Below are 22758 nucleotides of genomic sequence, written 5' to 3' on the forward strand. Positions count from 1 at the left end.
TTTTCCCCTCATATCACGGTTTAATATAAATCTTTATAACTAGATAAATAGATATATTTTGACAACAGTCAAACTAATCCTAAATAATATTTACACTAACTAGTATAATTACAACATTTTGCTAAAATCCCGCCGCCAAACCACTAAAAGGAAAAATCATGCATACCCCCCCCCGCCATTCACGCACTGCGCTTGCCGTATCATCCGCACTCATGCTGTTATGCGCCGCGCACGTCTCCGCCGCAGATATTGCCGCCCTTCCGGAAATACACGTCAAAGAACTGGGAAAACAAACGGCTTCCAACTACACCATCCCCGCTTCTTCCGCCGCCACAGGCATCAAGCTGACCCAGCGTGAAACACCGCAATCCCTGTCTGTCATAACGGCAAAACAAATCGAAGACCAAGGCTTGGATACCTTGCAGGACGTATTGAAACAAACACCGGGCGTATTCCACAGCAAAATGGGCAACAACGTCTCCGGCCACAGCCAGTTTATTTCGCGCAGTCAGGCGATTGACAGCATTTCCGTAGATGGCGCGCCCAAATTCCTTTACGAGGGTAAAGCCATCCGCCGCAGTACCAACAATCTGGACAGCACGTTGTACGACCAAGTCGTCGTCGTGCGCGGCGCAAGCGGTTTGTCCAACGGCGGCATGGGCGAGCCGGGCGGTACGGTTGCTTTGGAACGCAAAAAACCGACTGCCAAACCTGCCGTCAGCGTGGAAGCCGGTGTCGGTTCGTGGAAACACTACCGCTTCGTCCTTGATGCCAATCAGCCTTTAAATGCAGACAATACCTTGCGCGGACGCACTATTTTGGTCAGCGACCACGGCGGTGATTACCTGCCGAACACTTCGCGCCACAACCACACGTTCTACGGCATTCTGTCCTACGACCTCACCCCTCAGACTCAATGGAATATCGGTACAGAAATACACCGTTTCCGCAATAAAGGCAGCTCGCGTTTCAGCTATCTGACCGTGGCAGGCAATGATAAAGACGGATACATACCGTTTGAGGCTTCGCCGCGTAGCAATTCCTCGGCAAAATGGGCTTACGGCAAAGACACCAGTGCCGAAGTGTTCACTTCCCTAAGCCATGAGTTTGCCAACGGCTGGAAGCTGACGGGCGATTACAGCTATCTGACAGGTAAAAGCGATATTGTTTCAGGCATCGCAGGGACATTTGAAATCTATCCCGACTACTCCGCGCTTTTCACTTCAGACCGCGACCGCAGCAAATACCGCGACCAGAATTTTTCCCTGATTTTGGACGGCGATTATCCGGCGTTGGGCCGCTCGCACGAATTTAATGCGGGCATCAGCTATCAGGACAACAAAGAAAACCTGTCTTTCTATGAAGAAGGCGAGTCGATGATTCCCGATTTGCGTAAATTTGACGGCAACATCGCCAAACCCGATATGCCGTATTCGCGCGATGGTTTTACCGATATGAAAAACCTGTCGGTTTACGGTTCGACCCGTTTCAAACTGACCGACAAGCTGGCATTGATAGGCGGCAGCCGTTTTGTGAATTGGCGATACCGTTACAGCACTGAGCGCAACAAATTCGCTTACAGCAGCCACAAACAAAACGTTTTCATTCCTTATTTGGGCGCAACTTACGACATAGCCGACAATCTGACCGCCTACACCTCCTATACCACCATATTCCGCCCGCAAGTGCGCTATTTGGATCAAAACGGCAAACCGCTCGAACCGCAACGCGGCAAAACATATGAACTCGGCTTAAAAGCCTCGTGGTTTGAAGGCCGTTTGAACGCTTCTGCATCTGCCTTTATGAACAAACGCGACCATTTGGGCGTGGTTGCAGGCAAATTCGCGAATGGTAAGGACAAATACTACCGTGCAGCCAACAACACTACAACAAAAGGCGTGGAACTCTCTATCGGCGGCCGCCTGAGCGACAAATGGCTGCTGAATGCGTCTTATGCACGTTCCAAAATCAAAAACAGCGAAGGCAAGCAACTGCATCCGTCTTATCCGGTTCATTTGTTCAAACTCTTTACCGCGTATGACCTAACCGACCGTTTGAACCTGGGTGCAAACGTCAACTGGCAAAGCCGCAGCCACACGCTGGACGAATACCCGGCAAACATCAACCCTGCCACCGCAGCCGCATTGACCCAACGCCCATACGCCACGCTGGATTTGACCGCGCATTACAAAATCGGCAAATCCACCCGCATCGGTTTGGACTTTGAAAACGTGTTCAACAAACGCTACCGCACGATGCCCGACATTCACGTTTACGGCACGCCGCGCAGCCTGACCGCAACCGTCAAACATACCTTCTAAACGAATACGGCCTGCCGTCTTGAAAGGCAGGCAGGTACCGGAAACCGTTTTAAAGAAAGAAATGCCGTCTGAAACCTTATCGTTTCAGACGGCATTTGGTTGCCCGACCGGTTATTTGTCGGTTTGGGTATCCCGTTTCAATCCGCCGCCGAGTGCCTTGTACAAATCGGCAAGGTTTTCGGCGCGGGTCAGTTGTGCCGACAAAGCCGCACCTTCCGCCGCATAGCTGCTGCGTTCCGCATCGAGCAAGTCGAGCGCGCCGGATACGCCGTGTTTGTAACGCAGTCCGACCAAGCGCAACGCTTCTTTAGAGGCGCGGCTTTGTTTGCTTAAAGCGGCATAGGCTTTATCCAGCTGCTCGCGCGCGGTCAATGCGTTTGCCACGTCTTGAAATGCGGATTGGACGGCGGATTCATAGGCAACGATTTGTGCCTGTTGGCGCAGTTTTGCCACATCGAGGTTGGCTTTGTTCGTTCCCCAAGTAAAAATCGGCAGGGTAATGGAAGGCGCGAACGACCAAACGCCCGTGCCGCTTTTGAACAGCCCGCCCAATTCGGCAGAACCCGTACCGACGCTTCCGGTCAGGCGGATGGATGGGAAAAAGGCGGCGCGTGCCGCACCGATATTGGCGTTCGCCTGTTTGAGCGCGTGTTCGGCGGCGCGGATGTCGGGACGGTCGAGCAGCACTTCGGAACTCAAACCGGCCGGCAGTTTTTCAACAAAAAACTGCTTGTCCAACGGCAAACCGGCGGGCAGGTCATTAGGTATCGGTTGGTTAATCAGGGTTGCCAAGGCATTGCGCGCCTGTTCGCGGCTGCGCGCGGCATGGGCATAATCGGCTTTGGCAGATTCGATCAGGGCTTCCTGCTGACGCAGGGCGACGGCGGAAATCACGCCTGCCTTGTAACGCAATTCTGAAAGCTTGTAGGTTTCCTCGCGCGTTTTCAAAACACGTTGTGCCAAAGACATCGCTTCTTCGGCATAACGCTCGTTAAAATAGGCTTTGGCAACGGTGGCAATCAGGCTCAAATGTGCCGCATCGCGGTTGGCGGTGCTGGCGAAATAGCCTTGCAGTGCTGCTTCGCTGCTGCTGCGGACGCGTCCGAACAGGTCGAGTTCGTAAGATGCCGCACCCAGTCCGACATTGTAGCTGCTGCTGACATTGCCGCCGCTCAAGCTGCCTTGGCGCGAGCCGTTCGCATTGGCGGCAAGCGTGGGCAGGAGGTTGTTGCGCTCTATCATATATTGTTTACGGTAGATTTCGCTGTTCAATACAGCTGTACGCAGACTGGTATTGCGCTCAAGTGCGATGTCGATCAGCTTTTGCAGGCGCGGGTCGGCAAAATAGTCATGCCAACCTAAATCGACGGCGCGGATGCCGCTGTCGGCGGTATCGTTTTTGAACGTTTCCGCAACTTCGACTTTGGGCTGCTCGTATTGGGGAATCATGGTGCAGGCGGATAATGCGAAGGCCGCCGCAACGGAGGTTAAGGTAGTTTTCAATGTAGTATCCATAAAAAAGTCCTGATGCCGTCTGAAAACCCGTGGGCGTTCAGACGGCATGGTTGCTTAATGTTGGCTGTCGTCCGAACCGGTGATGCCCGCTTCGGCAGCGTGTTTTACTGCCATTTCGTGCTCGTGCGCGGTTTCTTTGAAGAATTTGCGCACCACCACATAGAAAAGCGGAACAAGGAACACGGACAAGAGCGTACCGATGAGCATCCCCCAGAATACGGTCGTGCCGATGGCGCGCTGGCTGGCAGAACTTGCACCACCGGCAATATACAGGGGAACCACGCCCAAAATAAAGGCAAACGAGGTCATGATAATCGGACGGAAACGCAGGCGGGCCGCTTCCAAAGCAGCTTCGACCGCGCTTTTCCCTTGCGCTTGAAGGTCTTTGGCAAATTCGATAATCAAAATCGCGTTTTTCGCACTCAAACCCATCACGGTAACGAAACCGACTTGAAAGTAGATGTCGTTGGCAAATGCAGGAATACCGCCCAACATCAGCTCGGTCAGGTTGCGCCCGGTTACACCTGCCGCCGCCCCTGCCAAGCCTAAAGGCATCACAAGCAGAACGGCCAGCGGAATAGACCAGCTTTCATAAAGTGCGGCAAGCACCAAGAAGACTGCAACGGCGGCAAGCGCGTAAAGGGCAATGGTTTGCGAACCGCCTTTTGCCTCTTCGCGCGACTGTCCGCCCCACTCCAGGCTGTAACCGCCGCCCAATTCGTCAACCATTTTTTGAACTGCCTCCATGGCCTGACCGGTGGAAACACCGGTTGCGGGCGAACCGGACAGTTCCATCGAGGGATAACCGTTGAAGCGCACGCTCTGTTCCGTACCGTTTTCCCAAGAAACAGTAGCAATGGTGGAAAGCGGTACGGCAACGCCGGATTTGTTCGGCACGGTCAGGTTCAAAATATCGGCAGGCTGCATACGGGCATCCCCGTCGGCCTGCACCATCACGCGCTGCAGACGGCCTTGGTTCGGGAAATCGTTGACATAAGACGAACTCAGCGCGCTTGCCAATGCGGTGCGGATGTCGGCAAACGAAATGCCTTGTGCGGCTGCGGCGGCACGGTTGATGTCGATTTTCAACTGCGGCGCATCTTCCAAACCACCGGCACGGACGGTGCTGGAGTCAACCAAACCGCTGGCCCGCATTTTTTGAATCAACTCGTTGCGCTTCGCCAGCAATGCGGTATGGCCGGTGTTGTTGCGGTCTTGCAGGTTGATGGTCAGGCCCGAACCGTTGCCCAACTCCATAATCGGAGGCGGGACGATGGCGATGCCGAAACCGTCTTTCAGCGTCCCCATCATCATACCCGTCAGCTTGCCGGCAATCGCAACGGCATCGCTGCCCGGGGCGGTACGTTCGTTCCAATCCTTAAGCATCGCAAAACCCATCGCCATATTCTGACCGCTGCCCGAAAAGCTGAAGCCGGAAACGGTGATGATGTTTTCGATTTCGGGAATGCTTTTCGCCAATTGGGTAACTTGTGCCAAAGTCGCATCGGTGCGTTCTTTGGTCGCCCCCGCTGGCAGTTGCACGCTGACCATAACGAAGCCTTGGTCTTCGGTCGGCAAGAAAGAAGTCGGCAGGCGCATAAACAGGAATACGCCGACAACCGCCAAGCCGATGTAAACCACCATCATGTGCAAAGTCTTACGCAGCACTTTGGCAACCCAGCCTTCGTAGCCGTGTGTCCAGTTGTCGAATTTTTTGTTGAACCAAGCGAAAAAGCCTTTTTTCTCTTCGTAATGCCCTTTCGGGATTGCCTTCAGCATCGTGGCGCACAAAGCAGGGGTAAGGGTTAGTGCAAGGAAGGCGGAGAAAGCTATCGATGCCGCCATCGTCAGTGCAAACTGTTTATAAATATTGCCCGTTGCCCCGCTGAACATCGCCAGTGGAACGAATACCGACATCAAAACAGCGGTAATACCGATAACCGCACCGGAAATCTGATCCATTGCTTTTTTGGTTGCAGCCTTAGGCGGCAGGCCTTCACCCGCCATAATTCGCTCGACGTTTTCAACCACCACAATCGCGTCATCGACCACGATACCGATGACCAATACCATCGCAAACATCGTCAATACGTTAATCGACATCCCCATATAAGAGATGAAGGCGAAACCGCCCAACAGGGAAATCGGTACGACGATGGTCGGAATCAGCGTATAACGGATGTTTTGCAGGAAGAGGTACATTACGACAAACACCAGCACCATCGCTTCGATTAAAGTGTGAATCACTTTTTCAATCGAAATTTCGACGAATTTGGAAGTATCGTAAGGGGTTTTCCAGCTCATACCCTGCGGAAAGTATTTTTCCAACGTCGCCATGCGTTCTTTCACCGCCTTTGCCGTCGCCATCGCATTGCCGCTGTTGGACAGCATCACCGCCATACCGGTGGTATTTACCCCGTTCAGACGGGTTGAAGAAGAATAGTCTTCCATACCCAATCCGACTTTCGCCACATCCTTCAGGTAAACATTAGAACCATCGGTATTGGCGCGGAGGATGACGTTGCCGAATTCTTCCGCCGTACTCAACTGCCCTTGCGCCGTTACGGTAGCCGTAACCGTCTGCCCCTGAACAGCGGGAAGCGAACCGATGGAACCTGCGGAAATCTGGATATTCTGTGCCGACAGCGCACTGCCGATATCGGCAAACGACAAATTATAGTTTTGCAGTTTCTTAGGATCGACCCAAATCCGCATCGCGCGTTGCGCGCCGAACAGGCGTACCTGCCCCACGCCTTCGATACGCTGCAACTCGGGAACGACGTTGCGCTGCGCGTAGTCGTTCATCTCTTCGGTTGACTGCACATCCGACGAAAGCATCACAATCATCAAAAAATTGGAACGCGCCTTGGATACGGTTACGCCGTATTGCTGGACGGTTGCCGGCAGCGTGCTCAATACTTCGGAAAGCTTGTTCTGCACTTCCACCTGCGCCAGATTCTCGTCGGTATCGGGCGTAAAGGTCAGGCTCACGCTGCCGCTACCGCTCGAATCGGCGGAAGTGGACATATAATCCAAACCTTCCACGCCGTTCATATTCCGCTCGATAACGGAAAGCACGCTGTCCTCCATCACTTGTGCTGACGCGCCTGGATAAGTGGCGCGCAAAGTAATGGTCGGGGCGGCGACAGACGGATATTGCGAAACAGGCAGGCTTTTAATGCCGAAAATACCCGCCGCAATAATGAAAATCGAAATAACCCACGCGAAAATGGGGCGGTCGATAAAGAATTTAGCCATCGATGCCTTCCTTATTTCGCTTCAGAAGCAGGTTTGGCTTCAGATGCCGTCTGAACGCCGGCTTGAGGAGCAGAGGCTTGGTTTTCAGACGGCATCCATTCTTTGGGCGTTACCTTTTTCGCCCCCGTCATACCGGCAATGCTGATGCCTTCCACAACCACCTTGTCCCCGTCCTTCAGACCCGATGTAACAATCCAATTCGCGCCCTGCTGTTGGGCGACCGTTACCTCGCGGGGTTCCATACTGCCTTGGGCGTTCACAATCATCACGGTATCTTTCGTGCCGCGCGTTACCGCCTGCTGCGGAACGATGAATGCATTATCCACCGCCACTTGATCCATCAGCACGCGCACATACAGGCCGGGCATCAGGATATTCTGATCGTTCGGTACGGCGGCGCGCAGGGTAATCTGACCGGTCGATTCGTTGACGGTCGGATCGGCAAACAGCAGGCGGCCTTTTTCAGGATAAACCGTGCCGTCGTCAAATTTGATGCCGACCGCTACCGCACCGTCTGCCGCCAGCAGCTTGCCTTCGGCTATCTGCCGGCGCAGTTTCATCACTTCGGATGCAGACTGGGTAACGTTCACATACATCGGATTGGTTTGGCGGATGGTCGCCAGTACGGTCGCATCGCCTGCGTTCAGCAACGTACCTTCGGAAACTTTGGACTGGCCGATAAAGCCCGAAATCGGTGCGGTAATGCGCGAACGGTTCAGGCTGATGCCGGCGGATTTGATTGCCGCCTGCGCCGCCTTGACATTTGCTTCGGCAGAACGTTTCGCCGTTACCGCCGCATCGTATTCCTGCCGGCTGACGGCTTCGGCGGCAACCAAAGGCTTGTATCGCGCCAAATCCGCATCCGCTTTGGCAAGCGTTGCCTGTGCCGTCGCCAGTTGCGCGCGCGCGCTTTCCAAAACTGCTTCATAAGTGGAACTGTCAATCTGATACAGCGGCTGTCCGGCACGGACATAACTGCCTTCTTGGAACAGGCGTTTTTGGATGATGCCGCCGACTTGGGCACGGACATCGGCGGTACGCAGCGATTCCAAACGTCCCGGCAACTCGACGGTCAATGCGACGGTTTGCGGATGGACGGTTACGACACCGACGACGGGAGCCGGGGCTTCCCGACCCGCAGGCTGCCCGCCCTGCGCCGCGTCTCCGCCTTTACCGCAAGACGACAGTGCCAATGCAACGGCGGCAGCCAACGCGGCCGCACACATCGCCTTAGAAGCATAAAAAGCCATTGTTTATCCTATCTGTATGATTTTATTAAAGGATTTTAGATTTAACAGAAATTCCCGTTTCAAAATACAAAACCGCCTGCTTCGGCATCCCTGTATTCAAACGGGTTGCAAAGCAGGTGGGTTCGGCACTTCGGCACTGGGAAAGTCTCAATTTCAGGGGCGTTATTATACATACACGATTGCACGGATACAAAGTCTTTTTTATAATCCCAACCGTCAAACCGCGCCGGAACGAAAACGCCATTATGAGAAAAACCAAAACCGAAGCCTTGAAAACCAAAGAACACCTGATGCTTGCCGCCTTGGAAACCTTTTACCGCAAAGGGATTGCGCGCACCTCGCTCAACGAAATCGCCCAAGCCGCCGGCGTAACGCGCGGCGCGCTCTATTGGCATTTCAAAAATAAGGAAGACTTGTTCGACGCGCTGTTCCAACGTATCTGCGACGACATCGAAAACTGCATCGCGCAAGATGCCGCAAATGCCGAAGGAGAATCTTGGACGGTATTCCGCCACACGCTGCTGCACTTTTTCGAGCGGCTGCAAAGCAACGACATCCACTACAAATTCCACAACATCCTGTTTTTAAAATGCGAACACACGGAGCAAAACGCCGCCGTTATCGCCATTGCCCGCAAGCATCAGGCAATCTGGCGCGAAAAAATTACCGCCGTTTTGACCGAAGCGGTGGAAAATCAGGATTTGGCAGACGATTTGGACAAAGAAACGGCGGTCATCTTCATCAAGTCGACCTTGGACGGGCTGATTTGGCGTTGGCTCTCTTCCGGTGAAAATTTCGATTTGGGCAAAACCGCCCCGTGCATCATCGGGATAATGATGGACAACTTGGAAAACCATCCCTGCCTGCGCCGGAAATAATCAAGCCTTGGTAAAAATGCCGTCTGAAAACCTTTTTGCTGTTTTCAGACGGCATTTGCCTTTTCATCCTGTTATGCTTTTTCTATGCTTCTCCGGTCTCTTCCTTTTTTTCCGCTGCGGCAAGCGTGTCGGCAAGCAGGCGGACGAGGTTTTCAAACAGGGGCTGTTCGAGTGGGTTTTGGCTTGCGTTGCCGAACACGAGGGCGACTTCGGTGTAGTCTTTCTGCCCTTTGCTGACTTTGTTGCCGTGGTAGGCGGTTTGGGCTTTTTTCAGGGCGGCTTCCCAATCTTGTTTTTGGGCAAACGCTTCGGCGGCGGCAAGCGAGGTTTTGGCAAAAAACGGCAGCGGGCGGTTTTGCCCGATATTGAAAAACGCCATCCATTCCGACAATAGCTGCAATGCCCTGCCTTGCGCGATTTCCGCCAATACTTCGGTTTCTCCGGATTGGACGATAAAGGTTTGCCGCGTTTCGGCTTCAGACGGCATAACGGCGCAAAATATCAGGTGTTCCAGCAGAAAAGCGATACGTTGCGGCGCGTTGGGTTTGCCGTAGGCGTAAAACACTTGTCCGCATTGGTATAAATTGCTCAAACTGCCTTTCAGGATTTGCCCGTCCGACGGTACGGCGTAGGGCAGCGGAGGAAGTTTGGGACTGTTTAAAACCGCCGTGTCAATTTGTTTGGCAGCGGTTTGGAAGTCCTGCTGCCAAAGTCTGCCCAACTCTCCCGACGGCAGCAGGCTTTCCGCAACGATGCGGGCGGCGGTTTGGGAAAAATCTTGTCCTTCGCGCCGTGCTTCGATGTAGGCTTCGGCGATTTGATCGGCGTGTTGCGGCTCGAAGGGTTCGGCAGGCTCCCAAGCTTCGCCGATATGGGGTTCGCTCCACGCAAGCTGCTGCTGAAGCCATACTTTGACGGGATTGCGCCAGAAGCGGATAAATTCGTCCTGTCCGATTTCGGCAACGGGTTCGGCGTTTTCTACGGATTGGTCGAAAAAGGGTTGCGGCGGTTCGGGCGTTTGTCCGAGCGCGGCGGCGTAGTCGGTACGCGTGCCGAATATGCCGTCTGAACGTCCGCCTTCTTGGAAATATCGGCGCGAGAAGGCTTGCAGCGGATGCTGTTCTATCCAATTTTGTGCAAGTTGGCGGCTGTTTGTGCCGGTCATGGCGGCAACTGTGTCGATGAGTTCGCCCAACAAAGAAGACGGAGCCAGTTCTTCGTCTTTGCGGATGTCGCGCCCGATGTAGGACAAATACAGGATTTCGCGCGCGCTGATGAGGGCTTCGAGGAAGAGGTAGCGGTCATCATCGCGGCGGGCGCGGTCGCCTTTGGCGGGATGTTTGGCAATCAGGTCGAATACGGCGGCTTTGGTATTGCGGGGAAAATCTCCGTCGTTCAAACCCAACAGGCAGATGACTTTGAACGGCAGGCTGCGCATCGGCACCATACTGCAAAAAGTGATGCCGCCGCGTAAAAAGCCTGCCTCACTTTCGCTGTCGAGGAAGCGGCGGATGTGGCGGATGACGGTTTGTTGCGGCAACTGTCCGACGAACCCAGCCAGAGTACTCTCTTCCTGCCATTTGACCCATTCGTTTTCGAGATTTTGGACTGCCTTTTGGTCATCGGCTTCGGCTTGGAACAATATTTCAAGCAAATCCCGGCAACGCGCCACCCATTCGCCGACCGTCGCAGGTTGCCGCCATATCCGTACAATATCCGACAGGGTTTCGAGGAAGGCGGCAAAACGTCCGAACATGGCGGTTTGATTCACGTCGGCATACCACGCGCTGACATCCTGCCACATCGGATTGCCGCCTTCGGGCAGCATCCAGCCCAATATCATGCGTTCTACCGCCTGCCTCCAGGTGAACAGCTGATCCGTGCCGCCGCGCATTTCTCCGTCCAAACCCCAGTGAACGTTCAAATCGGCAACCATGTCGTGCAAAAGCGGTAAATCGTCCTCAGTCAGTCCGAAACGGCGCAACACGGGCGCGGTTTCTAAAAGCACAAGCACTTTATCGACTTCAAATCGGCTTTCCAACAAGTCGAACAGGCATGACAAAGCATGAAACAGTGGTTGGCGGCGGCTGATTTTCACGTCTGACACGGAATACGGCAATGCCTGCGCACCGGGCTGCGCCTGTCCGAACACGGCTTCGATAAAAGGCGTATAGGATTCGATATTCGGGGTTAATACGGCGATATCATGCGGCTGCCAATCGGGATGTTCATGCAGAATTTTCAACAGTTTGTCTTTGAGTATCTGCAATTCGCGCAAAGGGCTGTGTGCCGATACGATGCGTATCGAGCCGTCGCCCGTATTAATATTTCCCGCTTTTTCAGACGGCATTTTCAGGTTTTGAATATCAGTTTGCAGGGCATGCAAAAGCGTATCGCGGCTGCCTTCTTCAAACACCGGCGTTTCTTCTTCTATTTCCATTTCGTTCAAAAAGTCGAAAAAGTCCCGCCCCTGCTTGCCCAATGAGGCGAGCAGCGGATGCCCTGCCTGAGTTAAATCGGGATCGCCGCCGCCTTTGAGGATTTGCGCCGCTTCGATGACGTTGCCCCAATGCATCCCGCTCGGATTGAGTGCGAACACAAACACGTCGCAATGTTCGGACAGCTTGTGCAAAAGCTGCAAATACATCGGCGCCATCGTGGAAATACCGAACACGAAATAACGCTCGGGCAGCTTATCACTGCTCAAAGATTCCAACAGCTTTTCCCACAACGCGACACGGTGCGGCGCGCTCTGCCTGCCGTCGTCGAGGTAACGCCACAGTTTGGACTGCCAGATTTCATCGTCGCCCAAACCGAGTATCCTGCCCTGCTGCCACGCGCCTATCCACTGCGGACGATAGACAAGGTATTGGTCGAATATGTCTGCAAGCTGTCCCGCAAGCTGATAATCTGCCGATTCGCCGCTGCCTAGATAGTCTTGCAGCACATTCCTCACATCTTCAAATTCTGCCGTATTCCGGAATGCCTCGCTGCGGAACAAATCCAGCAGCCGCCAGCGCATGACTTCGGGGGCAAACGGGCTGAGTTCTGGAATACCGGGAATCAGTTTTTTCATCAACTTCCACGTCAAGCCGGCGGGCAGACTGAACGCCAAATTCGCCGCCACGCCCAAATCTCGGGCGAGGCAGGTATTGAGGTAGCGGCGCATCCCCTGACTCTGCACAATAATCTGTTCGGGCTGTAAAACCGATTTCAGCGGTTTGACTTTTTGAATGTGGGCAAACAGTGCCGCCAGAGTTTCAAGACGGTTGGATTGATACAAATAAAACATGATTTCAAACAGAAGCTGTGGTCAAGTATTCGGGATTATATAGCCTTTCCCCCGCCCGCCTTCAAACAAAATGCCGTCTGAACGCTTCAGACGGCATCGGGTCATTTAAACCATTTCCTCAAAACAGGAATCCGCGACAGCAGCAAGGTATCCAGCAGCCAAATCACGGCAATGGCAAGCAGTGCGGTTGGGAAAAGCAATGCAATCAGCAGCAGCGGCACCGCCATTGCCCACCAGACGGACAGCTTGATTTTCTGCGCCGGAGGAACAATGCCCGCCGCGCCGGACGGACGGCGTTTCCACCACATCACGCAGCCGCTGATGCCGATAAAAATCACGGCAAGGCAGAACACGACGTTCGCCAACACGCTCCACCAGCCCAGAGTACCCATATGCAGCGCAATGCTTGCCGCCATGAATTTACCGAACGGGTTGTAATCGTCAAAGCGGATATCGGCAAGAATCTTGCCGCTGTATTGGTCGATATGTACCGTACGGTCGGCAAACGGACTAATCATATCGTAACTCATGGAATCCTGAGACAAAGTCCACACTCCTTCCTCGCCTTTGGGCAAATTCAGCTGATAACGCCCTTTGAAACCGATTTCCCGCGCGAAACGGTCGACGGTTTCCAATGTCATCGGCTCGTCAGGGTTAATGCCGTCTTTGCCCACAGTCGTCCCTGAAACAGGCATAGGCGTAAGCTCCAAAATCCACGGCACTTCCTTAACCTTGCCGTCATTCAATACCTCGCCGTGGGTCGGCACGACTGAAACAGGGTTCGGTTCGACACCCCATTTGCCGGCCGGGAACTGACTCCAAGCCTGCACGAACTTGCCGCCCCAAATACCTGCCCAAGCAATTCCGGACAGACAGAACAACAGTAAAATCAGCGACACCCAAGTTCCAAACGAACCATGCAGATTCCGCCACCAAGAACGCGCCCTGCCTTTTGGCGGCAGCAGCATCGCTTTAATGCCGCGCCGTTTCGCCCACCAAAGGTACAAGCCGCTGACAACCATAATAATGGTCAGTGAAGCCGCCGTTTCCAAAAGATAATCGCCTGCCGCACCGAGCATCATATCGCCGTGGATTTCATCCATAGTGTGATACCAACCCTGATTGCGCGGCATGGTGTTGACCACTTTTGCCGTATAAGGATCGACCGCAACCATGGTTGCCTTACCCTCATTGTTGACACGGAACACGGCAACCATATCATCGGCGCGCGGTGCAATATACTGAACGACGGACGAAGTCTCCGGATTAACGGCACTGCGTGCCGCTTCTGCCTGAACAGACAGAGGTTGTACCGTTGCCTGCGGCACAACATGAATCCGCTCGCCCTCCTTGCCGGTAATATTGGCAAACAGCAGCATACCCAAACCCGTAACGGCAAGCAGGGTCAAGAAGGGCATAACCAACAAACCGGCATAAAAATGCCATCTCCAAACGGTCAGATAACGCCGGTTATTCTGCTGACCGGCTTCAGTTTTGATTTGTGTATCCATTAATCGTCCTTTTGAAATTAGAGTTATCGTGATGATGCGCGATTATAAATAATAAAGACTAATTCTTTATGACTAAAATCAATATTTTTTGCAACATATGAAAAAAGATTCCATTTTGAAGAAACAAACCTATATGCCGTCTGAAAGCATCAAACAATGCTGTCCGACACCCAACTGCACCATTCTTTAAACCATACAAAAATATCAGTCGGTCTGACCGCTTAAGCATCAAAATCCTCACTTTCAGACGGCATAAATCAAAAACAGGATTTCCATTCAAAATAAAAAATCCGGATTCGATATGAATCCGGATTTCTGCATCCGACAAAGTCGGAAAACAACGGTTAGAATTTGCCGCCTGACTGGTTGACCATATAGTCAACTGCAGCTTTGACCTCATCATCGCTCAAATCGCCGCGACCGCCTTTTGCGGGCATCGTATTGAAACCTTCGATTGCGTGTTTGTGCAATGTGTCCTTACCTTTTTTGATGCGGTCGGCCCAATCGGCTTTGGTGCCGACATGGGGAATACCCGGAATCGCATTGCCATGGCAGGCGGCACAAACGGTTTCATAAACCTGTTTGCCGTCCACTTTGGCAGCAGGTGCGGCTTTTTCCTCGGCTTTAGGTTCTGCTGCGGCAGGTTTGGCTTCAGAAGCGGCTTGTGCTGCTTCTGCAGGAGCAGAGGCTGCGGGTTCTGCCGCCGGTGCGGGAGTCGGTGCAGGCTCGGCTTTTTTCACCGGAGCTTTACCGTCTTTATTGGAAAGACCCCATACATAAGCAGTCATGATATGCAGTTTGTCTTTATCCAAGAAATGTCCCCACGCGGGCATTTGGCTGCTACGGCCGTTGGTAATGGTTTCAATAATGGATTTTTGCGTACCGCCCCACAACCACACATCATCAGTCAGGTTCGGACCCAAACCTTGGATACCTTGTCCCTTATCGCCGTGGCAAGTGAAACAGTTGGCAGGCGGACCGCTGAATAAGGCTTGTCCGCGTGCGGCACGTTCCTCATCATACTGGCCTTTGGGTTTTGAAAGAGACATCACATAATGCGCAACGTCTTTTACGCCTTCCTCACCCAAAGCAGGACCCCATGCAGGCATGGTAGCAACACGGCCTTTTTCAATGGTCTCGTGGATTTTATCGGGATCGCCGCCCCACAACCAATCGCTGTCGGTCAGATTCGGAAAACCTTTAGAACCTTTGGCATCAGAGCCGTGGCACTGGATACAGTAAGTATTGAACAGGTTTTGGGCAATTTGCTTGGCCTGTGGGTCTTTTGCCACTTTTTCAATCGGCATATCCGCAAACTTGGCATACAGTTTACCGTATTGCTCATCGGCTTTTTTGACCTCTTTTTCATATTGGTTGTGGCTGGTCCATTTCAGCAGGCCTTTGTAGTCGCCGACACCCGGATACATAACCAGATAACCGATACCGAACAGCCACGTCAAAACATACAGCCAAAACCACCAGCGCGGCAGCGGATTGTCGTATTCGGAAATGCCGTCCCACTCGTGACCCGTAGTTTGTACTTCTTCGCCCTTCTTCGGACGTTTGACAACATTTTGAGACAGCAGCAGCCAAGCCAAAGCGATAAAGCTCAATAAGACGATGGCTGCAATATATATGTTCCAGAAATTACTGGTAAATTGGGATGTTGTGTTCATTGTTTTGCTCCGTTGTCACAATATTAACGGTTTTCGCTTTCCTTGCCTTTTGCATCTTGATCGTCATTAAAAATGCTGTTTGCGGCATCATCGTAGTTTTTCTTATTCCTCCTGTTGAAGACAATATAAAGCACCAACAGGAAACAGATAAAGACCCATACCGTGAAAAGAGTGCGAATACCGTTAATATCCATGATGTTACCTTACGTTTTTCAAAGCCAGACCCAATCCTTGCAGATAGGCGACTACAGCATCCAGCTCAGATTTGTTTGCCAAGGCTTCGGGCGCTTTCGCAATTTCCTCATCACTGTAAGGAGTCCCTACCTTACGCAAAGCCTTCATGTTGGCAACGGTTGCATCGACATCGACTTTATTGCGTGCAAGCCACGGGAATGCCGGCATATTGGATTCGGGTACGACATCACGCGGATTCAGCAGGTGGATGCGGTGCCATTCGTCGGAATAACGGCCGCCCACACGGGCCAAATCAGGACCGGTACGTTTGGAACCCCATTGGAACGGGTGATCGTAAACCGATTCCCCGGCAACAGAGTAGTGTCCATAACGTTCGGTTTCCGCACGGAACGGGCGAATCATTTGCGAGTGGCAGTTATAACAACCTTCGCGTATATAAATATCGCGTCCTGCAACCTGCAGGGCATTGTAAGGTTTCACACCCGGTGCCGGCTGCGTTGCCGCCTTAGTAAAGGCTAAGGGCACAACTTCAATCAACAGACCGACACTGACTACAAGCAGGGTAAACACAATCAGGATGCCGATTTTTTCTTCGGCCAATTGTTGTAATTTCATTTTGGTAGCCTATCTTCCTTAGTATTTTAGTGATGCTGTGTTTGGGAAACCGCAGGGATTTCAGCATCGACCGCCTTACCGCTGATGGCTGTGCGGTACACGTTGTACGCCATAATGCACATACCGCTCAGATACAGCAAACCACCTGCAAAACGGATCATGTAATAAGGCATAGTGCGTTTTACGGATTCGACAAACGAGTAGGTCAGCGTACCGTCATCGTTCAAAGAGCCCCACATCAAACCCTGCATCACACCGGCAATCCACATCGCGGCGATATACAGAACCACGCCGATGGTCGCAATCCAAAAATGCGCCTCTACCAGTTTGGTGCTGTGCATCTGTTCTTTGCCGAACAGACGGGGAATCATGTAATAGACGGAACCGATGGTTACAAAGCCTACCCAACCCAAAGCACCGGCGTGAACGTGTGCAACGGTCCAGTCTGTATAGTGGCTCAATGCGTTGACCGTTTTAATCGACATCATCGGGCCTTCAAAGGTAGACATACCGTAGAAGGACAGGGATACAATCAGGAATTTCAGAATCGGGTCAGTACGCAGTTTGTCCCACGCGCCGGACAAGGTCATGATGCCGTTAATCATACCGCCCCAAGAGGGTGCGAACAGAATCAAAGACAGAACCATACCCAAAGATTGAGTCCAGTCAGGCAGCGCAGTGTAGTGAAGATGGTGCGGACCCGCCCACATATAGGTGAAAATCAACGCCCAAAAGTGAACGACGGACAGGCGGTAGGAGTAAACAGGGCGGCCTGCTTGTTTGGGGACAAAATAGTACATCATACCCAAGAAGCCGGCAGTCAGGAAGAAGCCCACGGCGTTATGCCCGTACCACCATTGAACCATAGCATCAATCGCACCGGAATAGACAGGGTATGACTTCATCAACCCTGCCGGGATGCTGATATTGTTGACGATGTGCAAAAGTGCGACCGCCAAAATAAAACCGCCGTAGAACCAGTTGGCAACGTAAATGTGTTTCACCTTGCGTTTGGCAATCGTACCGAAGAATACGATGGCGTATGCAACCCAAACCAAAGTAATCAGAATGTCGATCGGCCATTCCAGTTCGGCATATTCCTTACCTTGGGTCCAACCCATAGGGAAGCTGACGGCAGCAGCAACGATTACCGCCTGCCAACCCCAAAAGGTAAATGCCGGCAGCCAGCCGCCGAAAAGACGGGTATTACAAGTACGTTGGACAACGTAGTATGATGTGCCGATCAGGCCGCAGCCGCCAAATGCGAAAATAACCGCATTAGTGTGCAGCGGACGCAGGCGGCCGAAGTGGAACCAAGGTCCGATATTAGACAAATCGAGGGCGGGAGCAAACAGTTGGGCTGCGACGATAACGCCGACCAACATGCCCACGATACCCCAAACTACAGTCATGATGGCGAACTGGCGCACCACTTTGTAGTTGTAAGTTTGTGTGTCCATGAGAGTCTCCATGAATTATGGGAATAAAAATTTTTTATCCTGCCCACCTTTGCGACCTCTTAAGGTACAACTTGGGCAAGCGTAATTTTTTCTAAATTTAACATATCTGCCTTATTACGCCAAGCGGAATTACATTTGCAACATAAAGGAAAATTTTTCTTAAATTCATTCTTATTATATATAAATCATATTGTTATAATAAATTGCAACCAGTTTGACATTGCTTTGTTTTTCAAGCCTCCTTTTTTATAACACTTTATTGATGTAGATTAAGCTGCATTTTAAAGACATTTTATCAATAATATTTAACGATATATTTAATAGCCATGATTAATTATGAAATTGCCCCCTCCCCTCTAGACCATGAGTGGCACATCCTGCTGACATTCACACAAAATGATGATTTTCCTATAGAAATAAGCCTGCCAAACTGGGTTCCGGGCAGCTATCTGATTCGGGATTTTTCCCGCCACATCACTTCTATCCATGCATCCTGTAACGGCACGTCCATGCCACTCGAACAAATTGCAAAAAACCGCTGGCACGCTGCCGCCGTACGCGGCGAGTGGCAAATCCGCTACACCGTATATGCATTCGATTTGTCGGTTCGAGGTTCTTTCCTGACAACAGAACGCGGTTTTTTTGACGGAGCGTGCCTGTTTTTGAAAGTCGAAGGAGCGGAAACGCTGCCGCACCGCTTGGAATTGACAGGCATTCCACCCGAATGGCGTATTGCCACAACACTGCCGGAGACAGGGAGGTTTGTCTTTCAGACGGCATCTTATGCCGAATTGATTGACCGACCTGTCGAGATGGGCTTGATTGAATTTTTAGATTTTGAAGCGGCAGGCATTCCGCATACGCTCGCCCTAAGCGGCATCTATCCCGACTTCGACCGCGACAGGCTGGTTTCGGACATCAAAAAAATCTACGAAACAGAACTGGCGATGTTTTCCTCCCCTGCCCCGTTTCAAAAATATTTGTTCCTGCTCCACGTCGGTGACCATATTTACGGCGGTTTGGAACACGCCGACAGCACCGCCCTGCTCGCCGACCGCCACAGCCTTCCGCCGTACGGTATGACCGATGCCGACGATGCCTACACCACATTGCTCGGACTTTTCTCCCACGAATATTTTCACGCGTGGAACGTCAAATCCATCAAACCTGCCGCGTTCGCCCCTTATGACCTCGACAAAGAAAACTATACCGAACAACTATGGGCATTCGAAGGCATTACATCCTATTACGACGATTTGTTTTTGGCACGCAGCCGCACCATCTCGCCCGAATCTTATTTAAACCTGCTGGCACAAGGTATTACGCGCGTACAACAAACCCGCGGCCGTTTGAGGCAGACCTTGGCGGAATCGAGTTTTACCGCGTGGAACAAATTTTACAAACCGGATGAAAACAGCCCCAACGCCATCGTCAGCTACTACCAAAAAGGCGCGCTTGCCGCATTGTGCCTTGATTTGCTGATACGGAACAAAAGCGGCGGCAGACATTCTCTCGATACGGTAATGGACAAACTCTATCGGGAGTGGAGGGACACACACTCGGGTATTCCGGAAAAACACTGGCAAATCCGCTGTCAGGAAATAACCGGCTTGGATTTGGAAGATTTTTTCCAAAAAGCGTTATACAGTACCGAAGATTTGCCGCTTGCCGAATGCCTGGCAACCGCAGGCGTGGGACTGACCTTCCTACCACTTCCCCGACAACACGGCGGCGGATATGCGGAACACATCTGCCCCGTCCCGCCGGCAGGCGATTTCAGCGCACGTTTCAAACAAAACGCCGACCACATCGTCCTGACCCATGTCTTCAACGGCGGCAGCGCGGAATCTGCGGCACTGTGCCCGCAAGACAAAATCATTGCTTTAGACGGTTATGCCTGCACCGACTTTGCCGCACAATGGGCCCGATACCACGTCAATGCAAGAATCAATATCCACTTCTTCCGTGCAGGCATATTGCGTCAAACCGTCTTGACGGTTCAGGCAGCGGCGGCGGATACTGCCATCCTACATATCACAGACCGGAACCTGTTGGAAAACTGGTTGTTCGGTTAAACTTTCAGACGGCATTGCACACAAAATGCCGTCTGAAAACCAACCGCAAAACAAAGGAAATAAAATGGCGATTCTAAAACTTGACGAACATCTCTACATCTCCCCACAACTGACGGAAGCCGATGCGGAACAAATCTCGCTACTGGGTATCAAAACCGTCGTCTGCAACCGCCCCGACCGCGAAGAAGAATCGCAGCCCGACTTCGCCCAAATCAAACAGTGGTTGGAACAAGCAGGCATTACCGGATTCCATCACCAACCCGTTACCGCACGCGACATCCAAAAACACGATGTCGAAACCTTCCGACAACTCATCGGACAAGCCGAATATCCCGTCCTTGCCTATTGCCGGACCGGTACGCGCTGCTCCCTGCTGTGGGGCTTCCGCCGGGCGGCAGAAGGTATGCCGGTTGACGAAATCATCCGCCGCGCCCAAGCGGCAGGCGTAAATTTGGAAAACTTCCGCAGCCGTTTGGAAGAAGCAGCCGCCAAACCATAAAACCGGCCGATACAAAAATGCCGTCTGAAAGGCTTTCAGACGGCATTCGTTCAAACGTCAAACTTTATTGCGCCTTGGTTTCGGTTACAAAACCGATTTTGGTAATCCCTGCCTGACGGGCAGCCTCCAACGCTTTGTTCACATAATCGTATTCCACCGCCTTATCTGCCGCAATTGCCACAATCACGTTTTCATTCTGATCCTTGGCGGCTTTCAGACGGCTTTCCACTTCCCCGATTTCCACTTTGCTTGCAGAATCCCCGCCGACATAATAGCCGCCGTTCGCATCAATCGTCAGGCGCAGGGGGTCTTTAGGCTGTTTGTCCTGCTTGTTTGCCTGCTCGGACGCGGTCGGCAGTTCCAAAGGGATGGAATGCGTCAGCACCGGCATAGTAATCATAAACACAATCAGCAACACCAGCATCACGTCCACCAGCGGCGTAACGTTGATGTCGGACATCGGAGAATCGTCGCCGGAATTCATCGAACCAAATGCCATAATCAGCTATCCTTTTGATTAAGCAGGCGGACGTGCAAATCGTGCGCCATCGCATCCAAATCCTGAGCCAGTATTTTCGTGCCGCGATTGAGGAAGTTGTATGCCAACACCGCCGGAATCGCCACGAACAGGCCAGCCGCCGTCGCCACCAGTGCCTCGCCAATCGGGCCGGCAACCGCCGCAATGCTCATCTGCCCGCTTTGCCCGATATTGATCAGGGCGTGGTAAATCCCCCAAACCGTGCCGAACAGCCCGATAAACGGCGCGGTCGCGCCAATGGAGGCAAGCGCGGTCATCCCGTAATCAAACCGGCGCATAATCTGCGCCATACTGTTGCGGATTTGAATGACCAAATACTCGTTCAACGGCAGAGCCTGCGCCAGTTCGGACGCTTCGCTCCGGCGGTAGTTGCGGTAAGACTGCAACGCCTCTTGCGCCAGTTTGGACAAAGGCGCATCGACGGCGCGCACTTTTTCGACCGCGTCGTTCAGCGACAAAGTATCGCGCATATGCCGTTTGACGGCGGCATTCCCTTTGCGCGCCCGATACAGCTTGATACAGCGCAAGACAACCAGACACCACGTTACGATACTCATCAGCAGCATCAACACAAACACACCGATCAGGACGGGATCGCCCGATTCAAACACTAATTTCAAATTCATAATGATTCCAACACTGAAAAAACCAATCAAACATCCAAGTTGCCGCAAACCGCTGCGGCAACCGCCTAATTCAATTCAAACTTGACGGGGACTTTAAACTCCGTCCAGGCATTGGCTTGAAAATGCCCGTTTTGCGCCGCCTTGCGTGCCGCATTGTCCAAACGGGAAAAACCGCTGCTTTTCACCACTTTGACGGACTCGACATGACCGCCCGGAGAAACCAAAACGCTCAAAACAACCGTGCCCTGCTCGTCATTTTCCATAGAAAGCGCGGGATAGGCTGGGCGCGGGATGCTGCCGTTGGCGCGTAAAGGGTTGCCTTTGCTGCTGCCGGCTCCTGTTCCGCCGCCGCTGCCGCCGCTTCCTTCCCCGTGTTCGCCTTTGGCTCCGCCGCTGCCTTTACCGCTGCCTTCTCCGCGCCCTGTTCCGTCGCCTTTGGTACCGGTTCCCTTACCTTCCCCATTGCCCTGCTCGCTGCCGGCTTTGGCAGAAGCATTGCCGGAATGTTCGGCAGGTTTTTCAGACGGCTTTTCTGCCGGTTTTTCCGCCGGTTTCGGGGCAGGCTTCGCTTCCGGTTTGGGTTCGGGCTTCGGTTTTTCTTCGGGTTTCGGCTTTTCCTTGGGCTGCTGAATATCTGCATCCGCCTTTTTTGTAACCACCGGCTTCAAAACCGGTTTGGGCGGCTCGACAGGTTTGGGCTGCTCAGGCTCGGGTTGCGGTTCGGGCGCGGCAGGCGCGCCTGCGCCTTCGGGTGCGCCGTCCCCTCCGCCAAAGTCGCCCAAATCGACAAATTCAATAACATTGCCTGACTCTATCACGGGCAGCTTGTGCGCCTGCCAGAGCAATGCCACCATTGCCAAATGCAGCAGTGCGACGGAAAACACGACTGCGGGGGTTAAAATTCGTTCTTTATCCATAATTCGGGCATAATAATAGCAACAATTCCTATTTGCAACCTATTTTTATTATTTACCTTTATCTGAATACTGTTTTCATATTATTAAAATCCATATTAAAACAATATGTTATGACAAATTATCAGATGCCGG

Annotated in this window: 16 protein-coding genes; 4 read left to right on the forward strand and 12 right to left on the reverse strand. The window is 52.5% G+C overall.

From position 1 onward, the window contains the following. Window positions 1-158: 158 nt before the first annotated feature. Window positions 159-2321: a TonB-dependent siderophore receptor gene (locus Q9J80_RS06550; RefSeq protein WP_304672760.1), complete on the forward strand. Its 2163-nt coding sequence runs from the start codon at window positions 159-161 to the stop codon at window positions 2319-2321. Between the two features lie 111 nt (window positions 2322-2432). On the opposite strand, the gene mtrE is transcribed toward Q9J80_RS06550, so the two are convergent. From mtrE to mtrC, 3 genes are read right to left on the reverse strand one after another with little or no spacing between them, the layout of a single operon-like run. After that, window positions 2433-3836: a multidrug efflux transporter outer membrane subunit MtrE gene (gene mtrE / locus Q9J80_RS06555; protein ID WP_304672776.1), complete on the reverse strand. Its 1404-nt coding sequence runs from the start codon at window positions 3834-3836 to the stop codon at window positions 2433-2435. 54 nt (window positions 3837-3890) lie between these two features. Continuing rightward, the gene (mtrD, locus tag Q9J80_RS06560; RefSeq protein WP_301673069.1) at window positions 3891-7094 is read right to left on the reverse strand and encodes a multidrug efflux RND transporter permease subunit MtrD; all 3204 of its coding nucleotides are present in this window, start codon (window positions 7092-7094) and stop codon (window positions 3891-3893) included. A gap of 11 nt (window positions 7095-7105) precedes the next feature. Then, the gene (gene mtrC, locus Q9J80_RS06565; RefSeq protein WP_301673070.1) at window positions 7106-8344 is read right to left on the reverse strand and encodes a multidrug efflux RND transporter periplasmic adaptor subunit MtrC; all 1239 of its coding nucleotides are present in this window, start codon (window positions 8342-8344) and stop codon (window positions 7106-7108) included. 245 nt (window positions 8345-8589) lie between these two features. Between mtrC and mtrR the strand changes: the two genes are divergently transcribed. Next, entirely contained in the window at window positions 8590-9222 is a 633-nt protein-coding gene (gene mtrR / locus Q9J80_RS06570; protein WP_301673071.1) for a multidrug efflux system transcriptional repressor MtrR, read from the forward strand. A gap of 82 nt (window positions 9223-9304) precedes the next feature. On the opposite strand, the gene recC is transcribed toward mtrR, so the two are convergent. The 6 genes from recC to ccoN all read right to left on the reverse strand — a co-directional run bounded on the left by recC (window position 9305) and on the right by ccoN (window position 17971). After that, window positions 9305-12514 carry an exodeoxyribonuclease V subunit gamma gene (gene recC, locus Q9J80_RS06575; RefSeq protein ID WP_301673072.1) on the reverse strand — a complete coding sequence of 1070 codons (3210 nt, stop codon included), beginning with the start codon at window positions 12512-12514 and terminating at the stop codon, window positions 9305-9307. A gap of 101 nt (window positions 12515-12615) precedes the next feature. After that, complete coding sequence (locus tag Q9J80_RS06580) at window positions 12616-14025, reverse strand: PepSY-associated TM helix domain-containing protein (protein WP_301673073.1); 1410 nt, start codon at window positions 14023-14025, stop codon at window positions 12616-12618. A 344-nt stretch (window positions 14026-14369) separates the two neighbouring features. After that, window positions 14370-15701, reverse strand: a complete 1332-nt coding sequence (ccoP, locus tag Q9J80_RS06585) for a cytochrome-c oxidase, cbb3-type subunit III (RefSeq protein ID WP_301673074.1) — start codon at window positions 15699-15701, stop codon at window positions 14370-14372. A gap of 23 nt (window positions 15702-15724) precedes the next feature. Then, entirely contained in the window at window positions 15725-15895 is a 171-nt protein-coding gene (locus Q9J80_RS06590; RefSeq protein WP_301673075.1) for a cbb3-type cytochrome oxidase subunit 3, read from the reverse strand. A 4-nt stretch (window positions 15896-15899) separates the two neighbouring features. Further along, window positions 15900-16511 (reverse strand): cytochrome-c oxidase, cbb3-type subunit II, encoded by a 612-nt coding sequence (gene ccoO / locus Q9J80_RS06595; RefSeq protein ID WP_301669943.1) that lies wholly within the window; start codon window positions 16509-16511, stop codon window positions 15900-15902. Between the two features lie 26 nt (window positions 16512-16537). Further along, window positions 16538-17971, reverse strand: coding sequence for a cytochrome-c oxidase, cbb3-type subunit I (ccoN, locus tag Q9J80_RS06600; protein WP_025457570.1), 1434 nt, complete (start codon window positions 17969-17971; stop codon window positions 16538-16540). Window positions 17972-18297: 326 nt separating this feature from the next. Here ccoN and Q9J80_RS06605 point away from each other — a divergent pair, with 326 nt between their 5' ends. Together Q9J80_RS06605 and Q9J80_RS06610 are read left to right on the forward strand one after the other, a co-directional pair. Beyond that, window positions 18298-20046 carry a M61 family metallopeptidase gene (locus tag Q9J80_RS06605; RefSeq protein ID WP_301673076.1) on the forward strand — a complete coding sequence of 583 codons (1749 nt, stop codon included), beginning with the start codon at window positions 18298-18300 and terminating at the stop codon, window positions 20044-20046. A 64-nt stretch (window positions 20047-20110) separates the two neighbouring features. Further along, entirely contained in the window at window positions 20111-20545 is a 435-nt protein-coding gene (locus Q9J80_RS06610; RefSeq protein WP_301673164.1) for a TIGR01244 family sulfur transferase, read from the forward strand. Window positions 20546-20609: 64 nt separating this feature from the next. On the opposite strand, the gene Q9J80_RS06615 is transcribed toward Q9J80_RS06610, so the two are convergent. The 3 genes from Q9J80_RS06615 to Q9J80_RS06625 all read right to left on the reverse strand — a co-directional run bounded on the left by Q9J80_RS06615 (window position 20610) and on the right by Q9J80_RS06625 (window position 22626). After that, window positions 20610-21044, reverse strand: coding sequence for an ExbD/TolR family protein (locus Q9J80_RS06615; RefSeq protein ID WP_107860225.1), 435 nt, complete (start codon window positions 21042-21044; stop codon window positions 20610-20612). A 2-nt stretch (window positions 21045-21046) separates the two neighbouring features. Continuing rightward, on the reverse strand, window positions 21047-21709 hold the full coding sequence (exbB, locus tag Q9J80_RS06620; RefSeq protein WP_118811836.1) for a TonB-system energizer ExbB: 663 nt from the start codon (window positions 21707-21709) through the stop codon (window positions 21047-21049). Window positions 21710-21774: 65 nt separating this feature from the next. Further along, the gene (locus Q9J80_RS06625) at window positions 21775-22626 is read right to left on the reverse strand and encodes an energy transducer TonB (RefSeq protein ID WP_301669945.1); all 852 of its coding nucleotides are present in this window, start codon (window positions 22624-22626) and stop codon (window positions 21775-21777) included. Between the last annotated feature and the right edge of the window lie 132 nt (window positions 22627-22758).

This window comes from Neisseria blantyrii, assembly GCF_962747855.1.
GTDB classification, from domain to species: domain Bacteria; phylum Pseudomonadota; class Gammaproteobacteria; order Burkholderiales; family Neisseriaceae; genus Neisseria; species Neisseria viridiae.